The sequence below is a fragment of the Streptomyces sp. NPDC031379 genome (genome assembly GCF_055569615.1).
The window spans coordinates 112,395-134,719 of sequence record NZ_JBVIIT010000010.1; the positions used below are offsets into that span (position 1 = coordinate 112,395).

The 22,325-nt window shown below is 71.9% G+C and carries 16 protein-coding genes; 10 read left to right on the forward strand and 6 right to left on the reverse strand.

Annotation, left to right across the window (positions count from 1 at the left end; translation table 11 throughout):
* Positions 1 to 2 precede the first annotated feature (2 nt).
* The 3 genes from ccrA to ACZ5CW_RS16625 all read right to left on the reverse strand — a co-directional run bounded on the left by ccrA (position 3) and on the right by ACZ5CW_RS16625 (position 4,550).
* The gene (gene ccrA, locus ACZ5CW_RS16615) at positions 3 to 1,340 is read right to left on the reverse strand and encodes a crotonyl-CoA carboxylase/reductase (protein ID WP_468602070.1); all 1,338 of its coding nucleotides are present in this window, start codon (positions 1,338 to 1,340) and stop codon (positions 3 to 5) included.
* A 431-nt stretch (positions 1,341 to 1,771) separates the two neighbouring features.
* Complete coding sequence (locus tag ACZ5CW_RS16620; protein ID WP_468601780.1) at positions 1,772 to 2,590, reverse strand: TetR family transcriptional regulator; 819 nt, start codon at positions 2,588 to 2,590, stop codon at positions 1,772 to 1,774.
* 145 nt (positions 2,591 to 2,735) lie between these two features.
* Positions 2,736 to 4,550: a 3-hydroxyacyl-CoA dehydrogenase family protein gene (locus ACZ5CW_RS16625; RefSeq protein WP_468601783.1), complete on the reverse strand. Its 1,815-nt coding sequence runs from the start codon at positions 4,548 to 4,550 to the stop codon at positions 2,736 to 2,738.
* A gap of 379 nt (positions 4,551 to 4,929) precedes the next feature.
* Here ACZ5CW_RS16625 and ACZ5CW_RS16630 point away from each other — a divergent pair, with 379 nt between their 5' ends.
* Positions 4,930 to 5,514 carry an adenylosuccinate lyase gene (locus ACZ5CW_RS16630; protein WP_468601785.1) on the forward strand — a complete coding sequence of 195 codons (585 nt, stop codon included), beginning with the start codon at positions 4,930 to 4,932 and terminating at the stop codon, positions 5,512 to 5,514.
* Between the two features lie 7 nt (positions 5,515 to 5,521).
* On the opposite strand, the gene ACZ5CW_RS16635 is transcribed toward ACZ5CW_RS16630, so the two are convergent.
* From ACZ5CW_RS16635 to ACZ5CW_RS16645, 3 genes are all read right to left on the reverse strand, one after another.
* Complete coding sequence (locus tag ACZ5CW_RS16635; RefSeq protein ID WP_468601787.1) at positions 5,522 to 6,046, reverse strand: GNAT family N-acetyltransferase; 525 nt, start codon at positions 6,044 to 6,046, stop codon at positions 5,522 to 5,524.
* A 109-nt stretch (positions 6,047 to 6,155) separates the two neighbouring features.
* A complete protein-coding gene (locus ACZ5CW_RS16640; RefSeq protein ID WP_468601789.1) occupies positions 6,156 to 7,736 on the reverse strand; it encodes an alpha/beta hydrolase in 1,581 nt (526 codons plus the stop codon).
* Between the two features lie 136 nt (positions 7,737 to 7,872).
* On the reverse strand, positions 7,873 to 8,925 hold the full coding sequence (locus ACZ5CW_RS16645; RefSeq protein ID WP_468601791.1) for an Rv2578c family radical SAM protein: 1,053 nt from the start codon (positions 8,923 to 8,925) through the stop codon (positions 7,873 to 7,875).
* A 135-nt stretch (positions 8,926 to 9,060) separates the two neighbouring features.
* Here ACZ5CW_RS16645 and ACZ5CW_RS16650 point away from each other — a divergent pair, with 135 nt between their 5' ends.
* The 9 genes from ACZ5CW_RS16650 (at position 9,061) to ACZ5CW_RS16690 (ending at position 22,324) form a co-directional block, all read left to right on the forward strand.
* Positions 9,061 to 9,504 carry an SRPBCC family protein gene (locus ACZ5CW_RS16650; RefSeq protein ID WP_468601793.1) on the forward strand — a complete coding sequence of 148 codons (444 nt, stop codon included), beginning with the start codon at positions 9,061 to 9,063 and terminating at the stop codon, positions 9,502 to 9,504.
* A 152-nt stretch (positions 9,505 to 9,656) separates the two neighbouring features.
* Positions 9,657 to 12,104 carry an MFS transporter gene (locus tag ACZ5CW_RS16655; protein ID WP_468601795.1) on the forward strand — a complete coding sequence of 816 codons (2,448 nt, stop codon included), beginning with the start codon at positions 9,657 to 9,659 and terminating at the stop codon, positions 12,102 to 12,104.
* A 164-nt stretch (positions 12,105 to 12,268) separates the two neighbouring features.
* Positions 12,269 to 14,713, forward strand: a complete 2,445-nt coding sequence (locus ACZ5CW_RS16660; RefSeq protein WP_468601798.1) for an ATP-binding SpoIIE family protein phosphatase — start codon at positions 12,269 to 12,271, stop codon at positions 14,711 to 14,713.
* 67 nt (positions 14,714 to 14,780) lie between these two features.
* Positions 14,781 to 15,500 carry a class I SAM-dependent methyltransferase gene (locus ACZ5CW_RS16665; protein ID WP_468601800.1) on the forward strand — a complete coding sequence of 240 codons (720 nt, stop codon included), beginning with the start codon at positions 14,781 to 14,783 and terminating at the stop codon, positions 15,498 to 15,500.
* A 227-nt stretch (positions 15,501 to 15,727) separates the two neighbouring features.
* On the forward strand, positions 15,728 to 17,323 hold the full coding sequence (locus ACZ5CW_RS16670) for a glycosyltransferase family 2 protein (protein ID WP_468601802.1): 1,596 nt from the start codon (positions 15,728 to 15,730) through the stop codon (positions 17,321 to 17,323).
* On the forward strand, positions 17,320 to 18,342 hold the full coding sequence (locus ACZ5CW_RS16675) for a glycoside hydrolase family 26 protein (RefSeq protein ID WP_468601804.1): 1,023 nt from the start codon (positions 17,320 to 17,322) through the stop codon (positions 18,340 to 18,342). The genes ACZ5CW_RS16670 and ACZ5CW_RS16675 overlap by 4 nt, the downstream gene beginning before the upstream one ends.
* A 13-nt stretch (positions 18,343 to 18,355) precedes the next feature.
* Positions 18,356 to 20,128 (forward strand): ArnT family glycosyltransferase, encoded by a 1,773-nt coding sequence (locus tag ACZ5CW_RS16680; RefSeq protein ID WP_468601806.1) that lies wholly within the window; start codon positions 18,356 to 18,358, stop codon positions 20,126 to 20,128.
* A gap of 65 nt (positions 20,129 to 20,193) precedes the next feature.
* Positions 20,194 to 21,027, forward strand: coding sequence for a M55 family metallopeptidase (locus ACZ5CW_RS16685; protein WP_468601808.1), 834 nt, complete (start codon positions 20,194 to 20,196; stop codon positions 21,025 to 21,027).
* Positions 21,020 to 22,324, forward strand: coding sequence for a M20/M25/M40 family metallo-hydrolase (locus ACZ5CW_RS16690; protein ID WP_468601810.1), 1,305 nt, complete (start codon positions 21,020 to 21,022; stop codon positions 22,322 to 22,324). The genes ACZ5CW_RS16685 and ACZ5CW_RS16690 overlap by 8 nt, the downstream gene beginning before the upstream one ends.
* Position 22,325 lies beyond the last annotated feature (1 nt).

The following is a 22,325-nucleotide window of genomic DNA, read 5'->3' on the forward strand; positions in this document are numbered from 1 at the left end:
CCTCAGATGTTCCGGAAGCGGTTGATGGCGTCGATGTGCTTGGCGCGCATCTCCTCGTCGCGCACGCCCAGGCCCTCCTCGGGGGCGAGGCACAGCACGCCGACCTTGCCCTGGTGCAGGTTGCGGTGGACGTCGTAGGCCGCCTGGCCGGTGTCCTCCAGGGAGTACGTCTTCGACAGGGTCGGGTGGATCTTGCCCTTGGCGATGAGGCGGTTGGCCTCCCAGGCCTCGCGGTAGTTGGCGAAGTGCGAGCCGATGATCCGCTTCAGCGACATCCACAGGTAGCGGTTGTCGTACTCGTGCATGTAGCCCGAGGTCGAGGCGCAGGTGGTGATGGTGCCGCCCTTGCGGGTGACGAAGACCGAGGCGCCGAAGGTCTCGCGGCCGGGGTGCTCGAAGACGATGTCGATGTCCTCGCCGCCGGTCAGCTCGCGGATGCGCTTGCCGAAGCGCTTCCACTCCTTCGGGTCCTGGGTGTTCTCGTCCTTCCAGAACTTGTAGCCCTCGGCGTTGCGGTCGATGATCGCCTCGGCGCCCATCGAGCGGCAGATGTCCGCCTTCTGGTCGCTGGAGACGACACAGATCGGGTTGGCGCCACCGGCCAGCGCGAACTGGGTGGCGTAGGAGCCGAGACCGCCGCTCGCGCCCCAGATGAGGACGTTGTCGCCCTGCTTCATGGCGGCGCCGTTGCGGGAGACCAGCTGGCGGTAGGCGGTGGAGTTCACCAGGCCGGGGGCGGCGGCCTCCTCCCAGCTGAGGTGGTCCGGCTTCGGCATCAGCTGGTTCGACTTGACCAGGGCGATCTCCGCCAGGCCGCCGAAGTTGGTCTCGAAGCCCCAGATGCGCTGTTCGGGGTCGAGCATCGTGTCGTTGTGGCCGTCGGAGGACTCCAGCTCGACGGACAGGCAGTGGGCGACGACCTCGTCGCCGGGCTTCCAGGCGTTCACGCCCGGGCCGGTGCGCAGGACGACGCCCGCGAGGTCGGAGCCGATGATGTGGTACGGCAGGTCGTGGCGCTTGGTCAGCTCACTGACCTTGCCGTAGCGCTCCAGGAACCCGAACGTGGACAGCGGCTCGAAGATCGAGGTCCACACCGAGTTGTAGTTGACCGAGGAGGCCATGACGGCCACCAGGGCCTCGCCCGGGCCGAGTTCGGGCAGGGGCACCTCGTCGAGGTGGATCGACTTGCGCGGGTCCTTGTCGCGGGTCTCCAGGCCCGCGAACATCTCCGTCTCGTCCTTGTGCACGGTGATCGCGCGGTACGACTCGGGGAGCTGCAGGGCGGCGAAATCGGCGGACGTGGCGTCCTTCGACTGGATCGCGTCCAGGATGTCCTTCACGGTCACGGTGTTGCCTCCGGCGGTGAGCGCCCTGAGGGAGGGGCGCTGAGGGTTCGTCGGTGCTGCGATGAGTGCTGCTGAGGGTTTGGGGAAGAGTGCCGTCGGTTCGGCTCGGTGGTGCTTCGGCAGCGCTTTGTGGCGCGGGAGGGTGCCTGTGACGCAGGCGTCCGGGCGCGCAGGCCATTGGCTTGCGGGGACAGCCGGCGAACGAATGGTCTCTGCTCGCCGGCCGCCCGGACACCTTCAACGTATGACACCGCGTGTCAGGTGGCAAGGCACTGAGTGCCAGGAGTTCGCCTCAGATGAAATCTTTACGGAACAAATGAGCGATGATCGATCGAACGGCCCGTGAAATCCGCTCGAAAATGGCCCCTGACATGGCAAAACGGCCACCCCGAAGGGTGGCCGTCATCACAGGGCGAGGAGAGCGGTCAGCGCTCGCTCAGAGCCTCTTCGATGGTCCGCATGACCTCGTCCAGCGGCGCGTCGGTGCGGGCGACCGTCACGAGCACCTCGCCGCGCGCGGAGACCGCCGCCGGGACGGTGGTGGCCGCCCTGCCCGCCGGCCCGCGTCCGGCCCCGATCCCCGTGCCGAACGTCTTCCGCACGATCGCGAAGGCGTGGTCCAGCTGGGCCTCCACGTCCCCCTGGCCGCCCGCCCGCAGCCAGCGCCGCAGGACGTGGTTGTGGGCGGTGACGACGGCGGAGGCGGCGACCTCGGCCAGCAACGGGTCGTCGTTGGCGTCGTCGGCGTGTGCGTGCTCGTCGAAGTGGCCGAGCAGATACCGGGTGAACAGGCGCTCGTAGCGGGCGACCGAGGCGATCTCGGCCTCCCGCAGGGTGGGCACCTCCCGGGTCAGCTTGTAGCGGGCGACCGAGATCTCCGGCCGGGCCGCGTACATCTTCATGACTTCCTTGATGCCGCGGCACACGGTGTCGAGTGGATGCTCGTGCGCGGGGGCGGCGTTGAGGACCGCCTCGGCGCGGATCAGTGTGTCGTCGTGGTCCGGGAAGATCGCCTCTTCCTTGGAGCGGAAGTGGCGGAAGAACGTGCGGCGGGCGACGCCGGCCGCGGCCGCGATCTCGTCGACGGTGGTGGCTTCGTACCCCTTGGTCGCGAACAGCTCCATGGCTGCGGCCGCCAGTTCTCGGCGCATCTTGAGCCGCTGGGCGGCGGCGCGACTGCCTGCGGCACTTTCCGGCGCGTCGGGCGTAGCTGGTGTACGTGAGGACTTGGCGGGCTGGGACATGACCCGAACGTACTGCATGTGCCCAGCTCGATGCGCAGGTGCCGGGTTTCCCCCGCCCGTGAAGGGCGGGGGACCGTCCACCGGATCGAGCAGTCCGCCCCAGTCCGCGCCCTCGGGGGCGCCGTCGAACCAGTCGCCGACGCCGTCAGCGGCGGGCATACTCGCGGAAACCGCGGCCCGTCTTGCGGCCGAGGCAGCCCGCGGCCACCAGGTGCTCCAGCAGCGGGGCCGGAGCGAGGCCCGGGTCGCGGAACTCGCGGTGCAGCACCTTCTCGATGGCCAGCGAGACGTCCAGGCCGACCACGTCCAGCAGCTCGAAGGGGCCCATCGGGTAGCCGCCGCCGAGCTTCATCGCCGCGTCGATGTCGTCGAGGGACGCGTAGTGCTCCTGCACCATCTTGATCGCGTTGTTGAGGTACGGGAACAGCAACGCGTTCACGATGAAGCCCGCGCGGTCACCGCAGTCGACGGCGTGCTTCTTGATCCTGACGCAGACCTCGCGGACCGTCGCGTGGACGTCGTCCGCGGTCAGCACCGTACGGACCACCTCGACCAGCTTCATCGCCGGCGCCGGGTTGAAGAAGTGCATGCCGATCACGTCCTGCGGGCGCGAGGTGGCGCGGGCGCAGGCGACGACGGGCAGCGAGGAGGTGGTGGTGGCCAGGACCGCCCCGGGCTTGCAGACCTTGTCCAGCGTCTGGAACAGCTGCCGCTTGATCTCCAGGTCCTCGGCGACCGCCTCGACGGCCAGGTCGACGTCGGCGAAGGCGTCGTAGGACCCGGCCGGGGTGATCCGGTCCAGGATCTGCGCGGCGGCCTCGGCGGTCAGCCGGCCCTTGTCGACGGAGCGCGCCAGGGACTTGCCGATCCGGGCCTTGGCGGCCTGCGCCTTCTCCTCGCTGCGGGCGGCCACCACGACCTCGTAGCCCGCCTTCGCGAACACCTCCACGATGCCGGAGGCCATCGTGCCCGAGCCCGCGACGCCGACCGAGCGGACCTCGCGGCCGGCGACGGGCGAGCCGCCCTCCGCCGGGGTCAGCGCGTCCGGCACGACCGTGGCGCTGCCCGGAGCCTCGTAGGTGTAGAAGCCGCGCCCGGACTTGCGGCCGGTCAGGCCCGCCTCGCTGAGCTGCTTGAGGATCGGGGCGGGGGCGTGCAGCCGGTCGCGGGACTCGGCGTACATGGCGTCCAGGACCGTGCGGGCGGTGTCGATGCCGATCAGGTCCAGCAGGGCCAGCGGGCCCATCGGCAGACCGCAGCCGAGCCGCATCGCCGCGTCGATGTCCTCGCGGGAGGCGTACCTGGCCTCGTACATCGCGGCGGCCTGGTTGAGGTAGCCGAACAGCAGGCCGTCGGCGACGAAGCCGGGGCGGTCGCCGACCGCGACCGGCTCCTTGCCCAGCTCGAGCGCCAGGTCCGTGACCGTCGCGACGGCCTGCGGCGCGGTCAGCACCGAGGAGACGACCTCGACCAGCTTCATCGCCGGCGCCGGGTTGAAGAAGTGCAGGCCGAGCACGCGCTCGGGACGGGCCGAGTCGGCGGCCAGCCGGGTCACGGACAGGGCGTTGGTGCCGGTCGCGAGGATCGTCTCCGGGCGGACGATGCCGTCCAGCTCGCGGAAGATCTGCTGCTTGATCTCGTACGACTCCGGGACCACCTCGATGACGAGGTCGGCGTCGGCGGCGGCGCGCAGGTCGGTGGAGGTGCGGACCCGGGCCAGCGTCCCGGTCCGCTCCTCCTCGGTGAGCCGGCCGCGTGCCACGGCGCGGGCGGTGGCGGCCTCCAGGGCCGCGAGCGACCGCGCGGCCTGGGCCTCGCTGATGTCGATGCCGATCACCTCGCGGCCTGCCTTCGCGAGGACCTCGGTGATGCCGGTGCCCATGGTGCCGAGGCCGACGACGGCGATCGTCTTGAGCGGGGACAGCGGGGTGCCGGACTGGGGGGACAGGGGAGTGGCCATCGCGGGACTCCAGAAATGAGGGTGACGACGAGGAACGCGCCGGGTGCGCCCGAGGGGCGCACCACGGTGCGGAAAGGAGTGCGGGTGTGGCCGGGCTGCGAGCGCACACGCCCGGTGCTTGCCGGTGCCGCGGGCGTGCACACGCCCGGGAGCGGCGGATCTCCGACCGGCCCTGTCCCGGAGCCGGGTCGTACTGCGGTACATAGGGTGTACCGAACCGATCAAGCGCTCGCGACGGCCGCGTCACCAAACCGTCGCCAGCGAAGTGCGAGAGGGTTCCTCGCTCGTATGAGCTTAACCGGCGGGTAACGAGCGCGCTAGTCCCCGGACTTTGTGATGTGGCTCCCTCTGCCGGCGCAACCCCTCTACGCTGGTGCTCGTGGACGAAGAGTTGCGATCGCTCACGGAACGCTTACGGCGGGAGGCGCGCGGTTCGGCGGGCTTCGAGCACCTGCTGGGCACCGCGGACCACAGTGAACTGGCGGAAGTCCTCACCGCTCCCGGACAGCCGCTGTGGGCCAGGGAGCTGGCCGCCTTCCGCCTCGGCCTCGCGGGCGACCGGCGTGCCTTCGAGTCCCTGGTGCTGCTGCTCAACCACCGCGACCCGCCCCGCTGCGCCTCCGCCGCCCACGCGCTGGCCCGGCTCGGCGACCCGCGCACGGCCCGGGCGGCCGCCGCCCTCGCCACCAACGAACTGCGCGTCGCCTACGCCCTGCACCCGGTGCGGCTGCTGGCCGCCCTGCGTGCCCCGGAGTCCGTGCCCGCGCTGATCACCACCCTGGAGCGGCGGCTGCGCCCGCACGACCCCTACCGGCGAGTCGCCCTCGCCTGCGTGGAGGGCCTGGGCGCGCTCGGCGACGACCGCGCCCGGCGGGTGCTGAACGAGGCCCTGGCGCATCCGGCGCTCGCGGAGGCGGCGGTGCACGCGCTGGCGCGGATCCCGCAGCAGCCGGAGGTGAGATGACGCCCGGTCAGCCCCGCAGGTCCTTGACGTACCGCACCTCGGGCACGGGCACGCCGTCCGCCTCGAAGGGCTCCTCGGCACCGTCCGGCCGGAAGCCGGCGCGCTCGTAGAAACGGCGGGCGGGGGCGTTGTCCTTCAGGACCCACAGACGCATCCGCGGCCACGACCGGCACCGCTGGACCGCCTCGCCCAGCAGGGCCCGCCCGATCCCGCCGCCGAGGTGGGCCGGGTCGACGTAGATCGCGTACAGCTCGGCGTCCCCGGTGCGCGCCTCCCCGTCCCGGTAGGGTCCGTGCGCCGCCCAGCCGAGGATCTCACCGCCCCGCTCCGCGACCAGGTTCACCACGGAGCCGTCCCCCTGCGCGAACCGGCCCCGCCGCCGCTCGGCGTCCGCCGCGACACTGAGTCCGTCCAGGTAGGCCTGGGGCACGATCCCCCGGTAGGCGTGGCGCCAGCCGCGCACGCGGATCTCCGAGACGCGGTCGCAGTCGGCGAGGGCCATCGGACGGATGAGTGTGTACGGGTCCTCCATGACGGCAGCCTAGGGAGCCGCTCCGGGGCGCGCCCGTGATTATCCGCCCGCCACCGCGACCGCCTCGATCTCCGGCAGGAGCTTCGGCGCCCGTCGCCGGCCGGGACGGCTACCGGCGGAAGCCCAGCAGTTCGTGCAGGGTGGAGCCGCGGGACGACGTCGAGGCCGCCTTCGCCGTGAGCGGCTTCGGGTCGGGTGACCTTTGGCAGACCGCGTCGGCCGTACCGGCGCCGCGCGGCACCCTGCCGTCGGACAGGTACGCGGAAAGGTGCTTGTCCAGGCAGGCGTTGCCGCTCAGCGAGATGCCGTGGTTGCCGCCGCCCTCCTCGACCACCAGGCTGGAGCCGGCCAGCAGCCGGTGGGCCGTGACACCGCCCGGATAGGGGGTGGCAGCGTCGTCGGTCGCCTGGAAGAGCAGCGTCGGCGGCAGCTTGCGGTTGGTGATGTCCACCGGCTCCAGCGGGCCGGTCGGCCAGAACGCGCAGGGCGCGTTGTACCAGGTGTTGTTCCAGGCCATGAAGGGCGCCTTGGCGTACACCTTCCAGGCGTCCGAGTTCCACCGGCTCCAGGTGCGCCGCCAGGAGGTGTCCCGGCACTGCACGGCCGTGTAGACGCTGTAGCCGTTGTCGCCCTCGGTGTCCACGGCGGCGAAGTTCTCGTACGCCTTCACCAGCGGCCGGGTGTCCTTGTGGCGGACGTAGGCCGAGAACGCCTCGGCGAGGTAGGGCCAGTAGCCGTTGTAGTAGCCGCCGGGGATGAAGGTCTCCTCCAGTTCGGGGGCGCCGACCTTGCCCCCGGCCGGGTTCCTCGCCAGGGACGCCCGCATCGTGTACCACGCGGCCTCGATCTTCGCGGGGTCCTTGCCGAGCCGGTACGTGGCGTCGTACTTGGCGATCCACGCCATCAGCGCGCGGTGGCGGGTGTCGAAGGCGTAGTCCTGGCCCAGGTTGTCCTCGTACCAGACACCGGTCGGGTCGACGATCGAGTCCAGCACCAGCCGGCGCACCCGCTCGGGGTACAGCTTGGCGTAGACGGCGCCGAGGTAGGTGCCGTAGGAGTACCCGAAGTAGCTGATCTTCCTCGCGCCGAGGGCCCGGCGGACGGAGTCCATGTCGCGGACCGCGCTGACGGTGTCGATGTACGGCAGGACGTCGGCGTACTTGCGGCCGCAGGCGGCGGCGAAGGACCGCGCCCGCTGCAGGTTCGCCCGCTCCAGCGCGGGCGTGGCCGGCACGGTGTCCGGGCGTCCCGGTGCGAAGTGGCCGGGCGCGCAGTCCAGGGCGGGGGTGCTCTTGCCCACCCCGCGCGGGTCGAAGCCGATGACGTCGTACTGGGCCGCCACCTCCCTGGGCAGCGCCGAGGCGACGAATCCGGCGAGCGTCAGCCCGCTTCCCCCGGGGCCGCCGGGGTTGACCAGCAGCGGGCCCTGGGACGTCCGCGCGGTGTGCGGGACCCGGGACAGGGCGAGCGTGATCTGCCGGCCCGACGGGTGCGCGTGGTCCAGCGGCACCTTCAGGGACGCGCACTGGAGCGTCGGGTACTCGCTCGTGCCGCACTTCTTCCAGACGGCCTTCGCCGCCGGGGCGGTCGGCGCCGACGAGGCCGCGGCGGTCGCCTGCGCGGGGACGGCCGTGACCGAGCCCGCCACCACGGCTACGGCTGCGCACAGCACGGCTGCGCGTGTTCTCATGGGTCCTCCCGGGACGGAGGTTGCGACGGACCGCGAGGATCACGGTTCTCGCCGGATCGTCCCGGCAACGGGCACCCGCAGAACGCGTTCCGCCGATACTTGACCCAATTGGGCCGCGGGATGCCCTCGAACGCTCTCAGATGAGGGTGAGTTGGGTCGGCTCGGACGGGGCCTCGGCCTCCGGCCGGGCCGGGCGGATCCGGCGGGCCGTGCCGGCGCGCGTCGGCCCGATGCCGTACTCCTGTGCCAGTTCGTGCACCTGACGGGTGATCCGGCGCTGGTACCACTTGGGTGCGTAGGCGCCCTCCGCGTACAGCCGCTCGTAGCGGCGCACCAGGTGCGGGTGGTGCTGCCCGAGCCAGGCCGTGAACCACTCCCGGGCGCCCGGCCGCAGATGCAGCACCAGAGGCGTGACGGAGGTGGCGCCGGCCGCCGCGATCGCCCGTACCGTGGCCCGCAGTTGGGCCGGGTCGTCGCTCAGGAACGGGATCACCGGCGCCATCAGCACCCCGCAGCCGATGCCGTGCTCGCCGAGGGTCCGTACGACGTCCAGGCGGCGCTCGGGCGCCGGGGTGCCCGGCTCCACCGTGCGCCACAGCCCGGTGTCGAGGAAGCCGACCGAGACCGAGATGCCGACGTCCGTCACCTCGGCCGCCCGGGTCAGCAGGTCCAGGTCGCGCAGGATCAGGGTGCCCTTGGTGAGGATCGAGAAGGGATTCGCGTGGTCGGTGAGGGCGGAGATGATGCCCGGCATCAGCCGGTAGCGGCCCTCCGCGCGCTGGTAGCAGTCGACGTTCGTGCCCATCGCCACGTGGTCGCCCGGCCAGCGGCGGGAGCCCAGCTGGCGGCGCAGCACCTCCGGCGCGTTCACCTTGACCACGATCTGGGTGTCGAAGCCGATACCGGTGTCGAGGTCCAGATAGCTGTGCGTCTTCCTCGCGAAGCAGTACACGCACGCGTGCGAGCAACCCCGGTAGGGATTGACGGTCCATTCGAACGGCATGCGCGAGGCACCCGGCACCCGGTTCAGCACCGAGCGCGCCCGGACCTCGTGGAAGGTGATCCCGCGGAACTCGGGTGTGTCGAAGGTCCGGGTGGTCACGGCGTCCGCGCCGAACAGCGCGGCATCGGCCGCCCGGCCGTGCTCGGCGGGCTCCCCGGACTCCACGGTGAGGTTCTCCCAGCGCATGACGCCTCCTCGGTAGCACTGCGGCACAGAATAGAACATCTGTTCCCATGATCGTGCGGGCCCCGATTTGGGCGGCCGGGTGCCGGGGTGGTTGGCTTGTTCCCACCCCGAGCAGACAGGTCCTGGAGGAACGCGATGGCGCAGGTCGAGGCCACTACGGAGCGGGTCGTCACGGCGGACGCGGAGAAGGTGTTCGACGCCCTCGCCGACTACCGCGGCACACGGCAGAAGCTGCTGCCCGAGCACTTCAGCGAGTACGAGGTGCGCGAGGGCGGCGACGGCGAGGGCACCCTCGTGCACTGGAAGCTCCAGGCCACCAGCAAGCGGGTGCGCGACTGCCTCCTGGAGGTCAGCGAGCCCACCGACGGCGAGCTGGTCGAGAAGGACCGCAACTCCTCCATGGTCACCACCTGGCGCGTCACCCCGGCCGGCGAGGGCAGGTCCCGGGTCGTCGTCACCACCACCTGGAAGGGGGCCGGCGGCATCGGCGGCTTCTTCGAGAGGACCTTCGCGCCCAAGGGGCTCGGCCGGATCTACGACGCCGTGCTCGCGCGCCTCGCCGCCGAGGTCGAGAAGTAGGCCCAAGACCCCGCCGGTGAAGGGGTGTTGTGCCCCTTCACCGGTTCGAGTGGATCTCCGCCCCGACCCTGGCGGTGCCGTAACTCGCCGCAGTTGTTCACAGTTGTCGCCTTACGCGGGAATTGTGACAGGTGCGACGAGGGGAGCGGTACGTGGGCGGGACGACTCTGGTGAAGCACGAGCAGGCCGTGGCACCGGCCGCCGGGGAGGCGGCCGGGGCGACCGCCGCCGCGCCACCGCCGCCCGCACCCCCCGCCGAACTCGGGCCGCGCCGCGTACGGCTGGTGTTCTTCGGGCTGATGCTCGCCCTGCTCCTGGCGGCGCTCGACCAGATGATCGTCGCCACCGCGCTGCCGAAGATCGTCGGTGAGCTGCACGGCCTGGACAAGATGTCCTGGGCGATCACCGCCTACCTGCTCACCTCCACCATCGGCCTGCCCCTGTACGGCAAGCTCGGCGACCTGGTCGGCCGCAAGAGCGTCTTCCAGTTCGCCATCGCCGTCTTCGTCGTCGGCTCCGCGCTCGCCGGCCGGGCGCAGTCCATGGACCAGCTGATCGCCTACCGCGCGGTCCAGGGCGTCGGCGCGGGCGGGCTCATGATCGGCGTCCAGGCGATCATCGCCGACATCGTGCCGCCCCGCGAACGCGGCCGCTACATGGGCCTGATCGGCGCCGCCTTCGGCCTCGCCTCCGTCGCGGGCCCCCTGCTCGGCGGCTACTTCACCGACCATCTCTCCTGGCGCTGGTGCTTCTACGTCAACGTCCCCTTCGGCCTGCTCACCCTCGCCGTCGTCGCCGTGGTCCTGAAACTCCCGAGGCCCACGGTCCGGGGGCGTCTCGACGTGCTCGGCGCGCTGCTGTTCGCCGCCGCATCCACCTGCCTGGTCCTGCTGACCAGTTGGGGCGGCACCGAGTACGCGTGGGACTCCCGGCAGATCCTCGGCCTCGGCGCCGGCGCCCTCGTCGCCACCGTCCTCTTCCTCGTCGCCGAGCGCTTCGCCGCCGAACCCCTCATCCCGCTGCGGCTGTTCCGCGACTCCGTCTTCAACGTCAGCGCACTGGTGGGCCTCGTGATCGGCGTCGCCCTGTTCGGCGCCGCCAGCTATCTGCCGACCTTCCTGCAGATGGTCGACGGGGCCAGCGCCACCGAGTCCGGGCTGCTGATGCTGCCCATGATGGCGGGGATCGTCGGCGCCTCGATCGTCGCCGGACAGCTCATCAGCCACACCGGCCGCTACCGGATCTTCCCGGTGCTCGGCGGCGCCGTCTCCGCCGCCGGCATGTGGCTGCTGTCCCGGCTCGAGGAGGACACGCCCCGGCTGCACTACAGCATCTGGATGGCCGTCCTCGGCGCCGGCATCGGCCTGGTGATGCCGGTGCTGGTCCTCGCCGTGCAGAACTCCGTACGCCCCGCCGACCTCGGCACCGCCACCAGCGCCAACAACTACTTCCGGCAGATCGGCGGCAGCGTCGGCGCCGCCGTCTTCGGCACCCTCTTCGCCGACCGGCTCACCGACTCCCTGCGCGAGGAGCTGCCCCCGCGCGCCGGCCCCCGGCTGCCCGACGCCGACTCGCTCACCCCGCAGCTCGTCCACGCGCTGCCTCCGGCGCTGCGCGACGCCTACATCCGCGCCTACGCCGACGCGATGCCCCGGATCTTCCTCTACCTCGTCCCGGTGCTCGTCCTCGGCCTGCTCATCGCCTTCTTCCTCAAGGAGAAACCACTGGTGTCCCACAACGCACCCGCCGCCGACCAGGAGACCGCGCCGGCCGGCGCCACCGTTCCGCAGGCCCGCCCCCAGCCCGGGGGGACCTCCACCCCGCTCCGCTCGCCGTACCCCGCGGGGATCCCCGTCTGCGGCACGGTGCAGCACCCGGACGGCACCGTGGTGCCCCGGGCGGCGCTCACCCTCATCGACGTCGCCGGACAGCAGATCGGCCGGGGCGCGAGCGGCGAGGACGGACGGTACGCGCTCAGCACGCCCGGCTCCGGGGCGTACGTGCTCATCGCCGCGGCCGGCGGCCACCAGCCGCAGGCCGTCTCCGTCACCGTCGGGGAACGGCCCGTCGAACTCGACGTCGTCCTCGGCGGCGCCGGACGTCTCGCGGGCAGCGTCCTCACCGCCGACGGCAGCCCCGTGCGGGACGCCACCGTCACCCTCACCAACGTGCACGGCGAGGTCGTCGCCGCCACCCGCAGCGGCCGCGAGGGCGGCTACGTCATCACCGAGCTGGTCGCCGGCGAGTACACGCTCGCCGCCAGCGCCCCCGCCTTCCGGCCCGCCGCGCTGCCCGTCACCGTGCAGGCCTCACGGGAGACCCGGCAGGACGTCGAACTCGCCGGCGGCGCCGTGCTCAAGGGCACCGTCCGGGCGAACGGCGGCCGCCCCGTGGAGGACGCCCGCGTCACGCTCCTGGACGCCGCGGGCAACGTCGTCGACACGCTCACCACCGGAGCCGACGGAACGTTCCGGTTCGTGGACCTCTCCTCCGGCGAGTACACCGTCATCGCCGCAGGTTACCCGCCGGTCGCCACGGTGCTGCAGGTCGCGGGCGGCGGCCGCACCGAACGTGACCTGCAACTGGGGCACGAGGACTGACGAACGCGCCGGGCGGGGGCACCCGCGGAGCGCGAGCCGCGCGCCGGTGCGATCAGGTGAAACCAATTCCAGGATTGCCACACATCGCCACCGGCCGCCGCCGTACCGTAGTGGCGGCGGCACAGATCGTTTGCGAACAGCCTTGCGGAGAGAGGGCCTGGGCCATGGACCGTGGCAGCGAGCGGGACACAGCTCCCGGGCGCGGCGCCGGCGACACCGCGGCGGGCCGGATTCCGCTGGCCGTGGTCGTCGTCGACCGCGACGGCCTGGTGTCCCACTGGAGCAGCGGCGCGCGGCGCCTGTTCGGCGTGGGCCGGGACGAAGCCGTGGGGCGTCCCGCGGCGGACCTGCTGCCGGTCTCCGGCGCCCTTCCCGAGGACCTGCACGGCGTCCCGATGCCGGACGCCTACGAGGAGTACGACGGACCCGGCCCCGACCTGGAGTCCTCGCTCGGCGGTCACACCGCCTACGCCACGGCCGGCCGCGCCCGCCTCTTCCCGCACCCGAAGGCGCCGGACGACGAGCGGCTCGACGTGCTCTGGTGGGCCTACCCGCTCGTCGGCCCCGGCCCCTCCCGGCTGCTCGTGCTGGCCGCCGATGCCGCCCAGCTGCGCGAGGAGCGCGGCTACGACGACGAGGCCGCCGAACGCATCTCGCCCGGCTTCGCCCGCCACACCGAGCTGCCCGCCTCCGAGGAACTCGAACGGCGCCTGCCCGAGATCCTGCCCAACATGGGCCCGGGACTCAGCGGCCGCATCGTCTCCCAGGTCCTCGAACTGGGCTACCCCGTCCTGGAGTTCAGCCAGTTCGACCGGGTGCCCGTGACCCCGTACTGGGGGGTGCCGCGCCGCCCGGGACGCATCCGCACCGAGGCCGTCGTACCGCACGAGCGGGCGGCGGCCGCCCTGCTCCCGGCCGGCGCCGAACAGGACCTCGAGTACGCCGCCGTACGCGAGCGGCTCGAATTCCTCAACGAGGTCAGCTCCCGCATCGGCTCCTCCCTCGACCTCGGCGAGACCATCCGCGAGGTCACCAGCGCCGCCGTCCCCCGGTTCGCGGACTTCGCCGGTACCCACCTGCGCGCCGCGGTGCTGGCCGGCGAGGGCTTCCCGGACGGCCCGCCGGACGCCCGCACCATGATGTTCCGCGTGTGGGTCGAGCACAACGACGAACCGGGCCGCTGGGACGACACCGTGCCCGTCGGCGAGGCCTTCGCCTTCCCCGAGCACACCCCGTTCTACCAGTGCATGGTCACCGGGGAACCGGTCGTCGTCCCGAGGGTCACCGAGGAGCTGTCCGAACGGATCTCCGGCGAGTTCGAGAAGCGCGATCTCAGGCCGCTCATCGGCGGCCGGTCCCTGCTGATCGTCCCGCTCAAGGCGCGCAACGTCGTCCTCGGCTTCATGGTGCTGATGCGCCGCCCCGACCGCCCGGCGTTCGACGACATGGACCGCACCACCGGTGCCGAACTCGCCGCCCGCGCGGGCCTCGTGCTCGACAACGCCCGTATGTACACCTACCAGGAGAACGTCGCCGACACCCTCCAGGACAGCATGCTGCCGCAGGTGACCCCGCGGATGGCCGGGTGCGACGTCGCCACCCGCTATCTTCCCGGCACCCGGCTCGGCCGGATCGGCGGCGACTGGTTCGACACCATCAAGCTGCCCGGCTCGCGCACCGCCCTCGTGGTCGGCGACGTCATGGGCCACGGCCTGAACTCGGCTGCGATGATGGGCCAGTTGCGCACCGCCGTGCAGACCATGGCCACCATGGAGACCCCGCCCGCCCAGCTGCTGCGCAACCTCGACGACCTGGCCCGCAGACTCGGCGACAACTACCTCGCCACCTGCCTCTACGCGGTCTACGACCCCATCCGCGGCGAACTGACCCTGGCCAACGCCGGACACATCCCGCCCGTCCTGGTCCGCGCCGCGGACGGCAGCAGCGAACTGCTCGACCTGCCCACCGGAGCCCCCATAGGCGTCGGCGGCGTTCCCTTCGAGGCGACCCGCATCGAGGTCGCCTCCGGCGACCGGCTGGTGCTGTGCACGGACGGCCTGGTCGAGGTGCGCGGCTCCGACATCGGTGAGGGCCTCGCCGCGCTCTGCGAATCCGCGGCGCACCCCGCCGCCTCGATGGACGACGCCTGCGACACCATCATCCGTGCCCTCAACACCCGCGGCGGCCGCAAGGACGACGTCGCCCTGCTCATGGCCCGTCTCAACGGCATCCCCGACGAGCACGTCGCCGAGTGGCGGCTCGACGCCGACCCGCGCGAGGTCGCCCGGGCCCGCCGCCTGGTGCGCGAACGGCTTCTGCAGTGGGGTCTGCCGCAGGCGGTGGAGACGGCGGAACTGCTGGTCAGCGAGGTCGTCACCAACGCCGTCCGGCATGCGGAGAGCGACGGGATCGGACTGCGCGTGGTGCGCACCGACGCCCTGCTGTTCGAGGTGACCGACGACGAACCCGCCCTGCCCGCCATGCTCGGCGCCGGGCCCTCCGACGAGTCGGGCCGCGGACTGCGCGTGGTCAGCCGGCTGGCCCGGGAGTGGGGAGCCAGCGCCGCCGGGCACCGCAAGACCGTCTGGTTCGAGCAGGCCATCACCTGACAGCCCCCTTGCCCCACGCCGGGCTCCCGCGATATCCCGATCACGGAACCGACCGTGGGGAGATCGCATGAACGTCTCGGACAACTACCGCAACGCCTGGGAGAGTTACTGGAGCGAGACCTCCGACGCCCGGGGCGAGGCCATCTGGGACGCCGATCCCTCCCTGAGCGCCGAACCGCACACCGCGCTGCTCCTGCCGCATGCGGACCCGGCCCGCACCATCGTCGACCTCGGCTGCGGCAACGGCACCCAGACCCGCTACCTCGCCACCCGGTTCGCCCGCGCCGTCGGCGTCGACCTCTCGCACGCCGCCGTCGAACACGCCCGCCGCCTCCCGAGCGGCGACACCGTCGAGTTCCAGCAGCTCGACCTCACCGACGCCGAGGCCGTGAGCGCCCTGCACGACCGGCTCGGCGACAGCAACGTCTACATGCGGGCCGTCATCCACCAGAGCGAACCGGCCGCGCGCCCCGTCGTGGCCGCCGCCGTCGCCCGGATCATCGGCGCCGAGGGCCGCGCCTTCGTCGTCGAACTCACCTCGGGCTCCCGGGACGTGCTCAAGCGCGCCGCCTCCGAGCCGGGCGGCCCGGGGCCCAAGCTCCAGCGCGTCTTCCACCACGGGCTCAAACCCGCCGACGCCGACGACGAGGAGATCCCGCGCCTGCTCACCGAGGCGGGCCTGAAGATACTCGCCGACGGCGAGACGGTCCTGCCGCAGACCGAGAACCTGGCCGACGGCACCCGCATCGACCTGCCGGCGCGCTGGTTCGTCCTGGCCGGGAAGTGACCGCCGGGAAGTGACCGCCGAGAAGTGACCGGAGCCTGAGCGCACCGGCGCCCACGGGACCGGGTGGCCGCCACGGCCACCCGCCCGACCCGCCCTCGCCCGCCGCTCCGAGCACCACGGGTGCGGAGTAACCGGAATTTGCCGAAGCTGTGTGCGTTCGGTGAACTTCCTTCCTATAGCATTCCCCTCGCTCATTCGCCCGAAGGTGCAGAGGGGGACCCTTAGCCGTGACCGTCCGTACGGCGGAAGCACGAAGCCGCGGGCGGCGGCGTGCCCCGCGCTCCGGGCGCCCGCATGCCCCCGAGGGGCTGCTGCCCACCCCGCCCGACGAACGGGAGAAGTACAGCTACGTCAAGCGCCATACCTGGGTGCTGACCTCCAGCTCCTTCATCGGCTTCGCGTGCGTGCTGCTCAGCCAGACGGACACCGCCACGCACAGCGCGTGGATCTGGGTGTTCGCGCCCACCCTGCTGCTCGCCGTCGTCGGCTTCGTCATATCCCTGCGCCTGGAGGCGTTCGCCCCCAGCTTCGACCTCAGGGCACACCGCCGGATCGTCCGCCGCTGGCAGCCGAGCCACTACCCGAGCGTCGACGTCTTCCTGCCGGTCTGCGGCGAGCCCCTCGAGGTCCTCCACAACACCTGGCGGTATGTGCGCGTCCTCGCCGACAGCTACCCGGGCGAGGTCGACGTCCTCGTCCTGGACGACGGCGACAGCGCGGAAGCGGCCGCCATGGCCGCCGACTTCGGCTTCCGTCATCTGGTCCGCCCCAACCGCGGCTGGATGAAGAAGGCCGGCAACCTCCGGCACGGCTTCGAGAACTCCTCCGGCGAGGCCGTCCTCATCCTCGACGCCGACTTCGTCCCGCGCGCCGACCTGCTGCACGAACTGCTGCCGTACCTCGACGTCGACCCGCGCTGCGCCATCGTCCAGTCCCCGCAGTTCTTCCGCGTGCTGGACCAGCAGAACTGGATCGAACGCGGCGGCGGCGCCGTCCAGGAGCTGTTCTACCGCTCGGTGCAGGTCTCCCGGCAGCGCAGCGACGGCTCGATCTGCGTCGGCTCCTGCGCCGTCTACCGCCGCGCCGCCCTGGACGAGATCGGCGGCACCAGCCTCATCGAGCACTCCGAGGACATGCACACCGGCTTCGACCTGCGCGCCCGCGGCTGGGACCTGCGCTACGTGCCGCTCGCGCTGTCCACCGGCATCTGCCCGGACACCGTCGGCGCCTACTACAACCAGCAGTACCGCTGGTGCATGGCCTCGATGAGCATGCTCGGCAGCCTGCGCGACTTCTGGCAGGTGCGCATGCGCTTCGCCAGCCGGCTCTGCTACATCTCCGGCTTCATCTACTACATCGAGACGGCCCTGCTCACCTTCACCACGCCGCTCATCGCGCTGACCCTGCTGATCCACTACCCCGACCAGCTCCAGGCCACCAACTACTGGATGGTCCTGCCCAGCGTCCTGTACCTGACCGTGGTCTACCCCCTGTGGCACCGCAACCCCTACCGGCTGGAGGCCTGGGCGACCCGCGTGATGTACGGCTGGGCGCACGTCTTCGCCATCTGGGACGTCGTACGCCGCCGCCCCATGGGCTGGCAGCCCACCGGATCCAGCGGTGCGAAGAAGAACAAGACCCGCCGCTTCTGGGGCGGGATGTGGCTGTGGAGCGCGCCGACGGCTGTGCTGTGGCCCGCTCTCGCCGTGTGGCGGATGAGCGGCGCCCACCCGGAGAACTTCGCCCTGATGCTGGCCTCCGGCCTGTTCTACGCGGTCGCCGTCGCCCGTGTGCTGATCCAGCCGAAGGGGGTCACGGCGTGAACCCGGTGAAGGCCATCCGCCTCCTGGCCGCCCTGCTGACCGTGGTCGCCTGCCTCGCGGGCTGCGCGAGCACCGGCCCGGCACCCATCGGCGCGGGCGGCGACGGCGCCCAGCCCGCCGCGTCCATGCCGGGCGGCGGCACGGCCTACGTGCCCGCACAGCCGTACGACGTCACCCCGCTGCTGCAGCCGAAGGCCAAGTACTTCGGCGCCACCTTCGACGGCGTCCCCAAGGACCTGGGGCCCGTCCAGGCCTACGCCTCCCAGGTCGGGCGCACCCCGAGGATGCTGGAGTACTACCTCGGCTGGGGCGACAAACTCCAGACCGACCAGACCCGCGCGGTCTGGGAGAACGGCCAGCTGCCGTACATCGCCTGGGAACCGCACAAGGCGACCCTCGCGCAGATCGCCGACGGCAGCCAGGACGCCTACATCACCGACACCGCCCGCACGCTGCGCGCCCTCAACGTGCCGGTCGCCGTCAGCCTCGCCCACGAGATGAACGGCGCCTGGTACCCGTGGGGCTACAAGAAGGCGACCGCGGCCCAGTTCGTCAAGGCCTGGCGGCATGTGCACGATGTCTTCCAGGACGAGGGCGTCTCCACGGTCATCTGGGTCTGGAGCCCGAACGTCATCAACCCCGTGCCCCAGGTGGCCCTCAAGCCGTACTGGCCCGGCGACGGCTACGTCGACTGGGTCGGCGTCGTCGGCTACTACGCGCGCACCGGCGCCCAGGACTTCCAGACCCTGTTCGAACCCACCTTCCGGCAGATCCGCACCTTCACCCGGCGCCCGTTCCTGCTCGCCGAGACCGGCGCCCAGCCCAACCCGAACAAGACCGCGCAGATCACCGAACTGCTGAAGACCGTCGCCACCCGCGGCGACATCGTGGGCTTCATCTGGTTCAACCTCGACAAGGAGACGGACTGGCGGGTCGACAGCAGTCCCGAGACGCTCGCCGCGTTCAGGAAGGCCGCCCGGAACCACCGGTACGACCTCGACTTCGCCGCTCTGAAGTAGACGAGACACCACGATGACCCACACGCAGCCCCCCGAGGCGCGGAACACCGGCGGCCACGGCTACGACCACGGCTGGTACGGCGACGGCGGCCACGACCACGGCCGGTACGACGGCGGCCACGACCACGCCGCACCGCCGGTGCACGAGCAGACCATGCAGCTGCGGGTCCTGCCGCCGCCCCCGCCGGAGGCCGACCCCGGCTTCTCCTTCGTCGAGCAGCCGCTGCCCGGCTGGACGCTGCCGCCGCCCGCCCTGATGGGCTGGGCCGCCGACACCGGCCGGCGCCGCCGCATGGTCGGCCGCGCGCTGCTCGCCGTGATCCTGCTCGTGCAGGCCGCGCTGTCGCTCAGGCTCGCCAACTCCGCCTTCGAGGACGAGGCGCTCTACCTGTGGGCCGGGCACGTGGAGATCGGCAGCCTCTTCTACGGGGCGTCGAACTACGGCGGCTTCGACACCTACTTCTCCGGCGCCCCCGTCCTGTACCCGGTGCTGGCCGCCGCCGTGGACTCCGTCCTCGGGCTGGCCGGGGTCCGCGCGCTGAGCCTGCTGTTCATGCTGACGGCCACCGCCTGCCTGTACGGGCTCACCCGGCGGCTGTTCAACGAGCGCGCCGGCCTGTGCGCGAGCGCCCTGTTCGCCGTCTCCATGCCGACCCTCTTCCTCGGCCACTTCGCCACCTACGACGCGATGGCCGTCTGCCTGCTGGCCCTGACCGCCTGGCTGCTCGTCGTCATCGCGCCCCGGCACTGGCTCTGGGCCGTGCCCGTCGGCCTGGTCGCCGCGCTCGCGGTGGGCGTCAAGTACGCCTCCGCGCTGTTCCTGCCCACCCTGGTGCTGCTGTACGTGCTGGCCGCCTACCGCCACCACTACGTGCGCCGCGCCCTGCTGCGCGGTGCGCTCTTCTCCGCGGCCACCATCGGTGTGCTCGTCGGCGGACTCCTGGCCAGCGGCTATCTGACCGCGATCCGGAGCACCACCACGGCCCGCGCCCACGGCACCACGCCCGCCTGGCAGATCCTCGAGGACACCGGCCGCTGGGCGGGCCTGCTCCTGGCCGTCTCCCTCGTCGGCACGGTCACCTACGCCCGCACGGCCCGGCTCAGCGAGATCCCCGGCTGGCGGCGAGCCGTCCCGGGCCGGCGCTGGCGCACCTGCCTCGGCGTCCTGCTCACCGGTACCGCGCTGCTCGCGCCCGCCTACCAGATCCATCTGCAGACCGAGACGTCCCTGCAGAAGCACATCGGCTTCGGGCTGTTCTTCGCCGCGCCCATGGCCGGCGTCGGGGTGACCCGGCTGATGGGAGCCCACTTCAAGTTCCCGCAGTGGGCCATCGCCATCGGCGTCCTGGCCCTCACCCTGGGCCTCGGCCAGTCCGCCGCCTACTTCGGCAGCTGGCCCGACACCCGCTACCTGGTCCCGCAGCTCTCCTACACGGTGCGCCCCGGCCAGCACTGGCTGGGCGATCCCAAGGAGGGCCCGGTGTACTACCTCAGCCGCGAGCGCCGCACCTCCTACCAGGACTGGCTGTCCTTCTTCTTCATCGACTACAAGACCCACGACGGCCGCCACCTGTCGGGCATCCCCGGCTACCGCGCGGCCGTCCGCGAGGGGTACTTCGACGGGGTGGTGCTCGACTACTCCGGCGGCCTGCCCCCGGCCGAGGAGGCCGTGCGCCAGGAGATGCGCACCACCGGCCGCTACCGCCTCACCAGCTCCCTGCCCTACCGCACGTCCACGGGCGGCGGGCACTTCGAGATCTGGGTCCGGCAGAAGAGCGGCCGGTAGCGGGGGCCGTTTCACGAGGTCGGGGTCGTAGCCTGTCCGCTTGCCGACGCGTAACGTGACGGAGCATGAAGATCCTCATCAGTGCCGACATGGAGGGGGCCACCGGCGTCACCTGGCCGGCCGACGTGCTGCCGGGGACGCCGCAGTGGGAGCGGTGCCGGTCGATGTTCACCTCCGACGTCAACGCCGCCGCGGAGGGCTTCTTCGACGGCGGCGCCGACCAGGTGCTCGTCAACGAGGCCCACTGGAGCATGCGCAACCTGCTGCTGGAGCGGCTCGACGACCGGGTCGAGATGATCACCGGGCGGCACAAGACCCTGTCCATGGTGGAGGGCGTGCAGCACGGCGACGTCGACGGCGTCGCGTTCATCGGCTACCACGCGGGCGCCGGCATGGAGGGCGTCCTCGCCCACACCTACCTGGCCAACCAGATCACCGGGGTCTGGCTGAACGACGTCCGCGCCAGCGAGGGTCTGCTCAACGCGCACGTCGTCGCCGAGTACGGCGTCCCCGTCGTGCTCGTCACCGGCGACGACCTGGCCTGCGAGGACGCGCTGGGGTATGCGCCCGAGGCGCTGAAGGTCGCCGTCAAGGACCATGTGTCGCGGTACGCGGCGGTCTGCCGCACCCCGGCCCGCACCGCGGCCGACATCCGCGCCGCCGCCAAGGAGGCCGCACGGCTGGCCGTGCGCCACGAACCCGTGCAGGCCGGGCCGTTCACGCTCGCCGTGGAGTTCGACGCCGAGCACCTGGCGATGGCCGCGACCGTCGTCCCCGGGGTCGCGCGGATCGGGGAGCGGAAGGTGGCGTACACCAGCGCCGGCATGTACGAGGGGATCAGGACGTTCAAGGCGGTCACCACGATCGTCTCTGCCGCCGTGGAGGAGCAGTATGGCTGACCAGCACGCCCTGGACGAGGTCGTGGAGTTCACCTCCGGTCTGATCCGGATCGACACCACCAACCGCGGCGGCGGGGACTGCCGGGAGCGGCCCGCCGCGGAGTACGCGGCCGAGCGGCTCGCCGGGGCGGGTCTCGACCCCCTGCTGCTGGAGCGGACACCGGGCCGGACCAACGTCGTCGCCCGCATCGAGGGCACCGACCCGTCCGCCGACGCGCTGCTGGTGCACGGCCATCTGGACGTGGTGCCCGCCGAGGCCGCCGACTGGAGCGTGCACCCGTTCTCCGGCGAGATCCGGGACGGCGTCGTGTGGGGGCGGGGCGCCGTCGACATGAAGAACATGGACGCGATGATCCTGGCCGTCGTCCGGTCCTGGGCCCGGCAGGGCGTACGGCCCCGCCGGGACCTCGTCATCGCGTTCACCGCGGACGAGGAGGCCAGCGCCGAGGACGGCTCCGGTTTCCTCGCCGACCGCCACCCCGAACTGTTCGAGGGCTGCACCGAGGGCATCAGCGAGTCCGGCGCCTTCACCTTCCACGACGGCGCCGGCCGGCGGATCTACCCGATCGCCGCGGGGGAGCGGGGCACGGCCTGGCTGAAGCTCACCGCGCGCGGCCGGGCCGGGCACGGCTCCAAGGTGAACAAGGAGAACGCGGTGACCCGGCTCGCCGCCGCCGTCACCCGCATCGGCGAGCACGAGTGGCCGCTCCGGCTCACCCCGACCGTGCGGGCCGCGCTCACCGAACTCGCCGCCCTGTACGGCATCGACGCCGACCTCAGCGACGTGGACCGGCTGCTGGAGAAGCTCGGCCCGGCCGCCAAGCTGGTCGAGGCGACCGTCCGCAACAGCGCCAACCCGACCATGCTGGACGCCGGCTACAAGCTGAACGTCATCCCCGCGGAGGCGGTCGCCTTCGTCGACGGACGCTATCTGGCGGGCGCCGAGGAGGAGTTCCGCGCCACCCTCGACCAGCTGACCGGCCCGGACGTGACCTGGGAGTTCGAGCACCGCGAGGTGGCCCTCCAGGCACCTCTCGACTCGCCCACGTATGCCAGGATGCGGGCCGCCGTCCAGGAGTTCGCGCCCGAGGGGCACGTCGTGCCGTACTGCATGTCGGGCGGCACGGACGCCAAGCAGTTCTCCCGGCTCGGCATCACCGGGTACGGTTTCACCCCGCTGAAGCTGCCCGAGGGACTCGACTACCAGGCGCTGTTCCACGGCGTGGACGAGCGCGTGCCGGTGGAGGCCCTGCACTTCGGCGTACGGGTCCTCGACCGCTTCCTGCGGACGGCCTAGA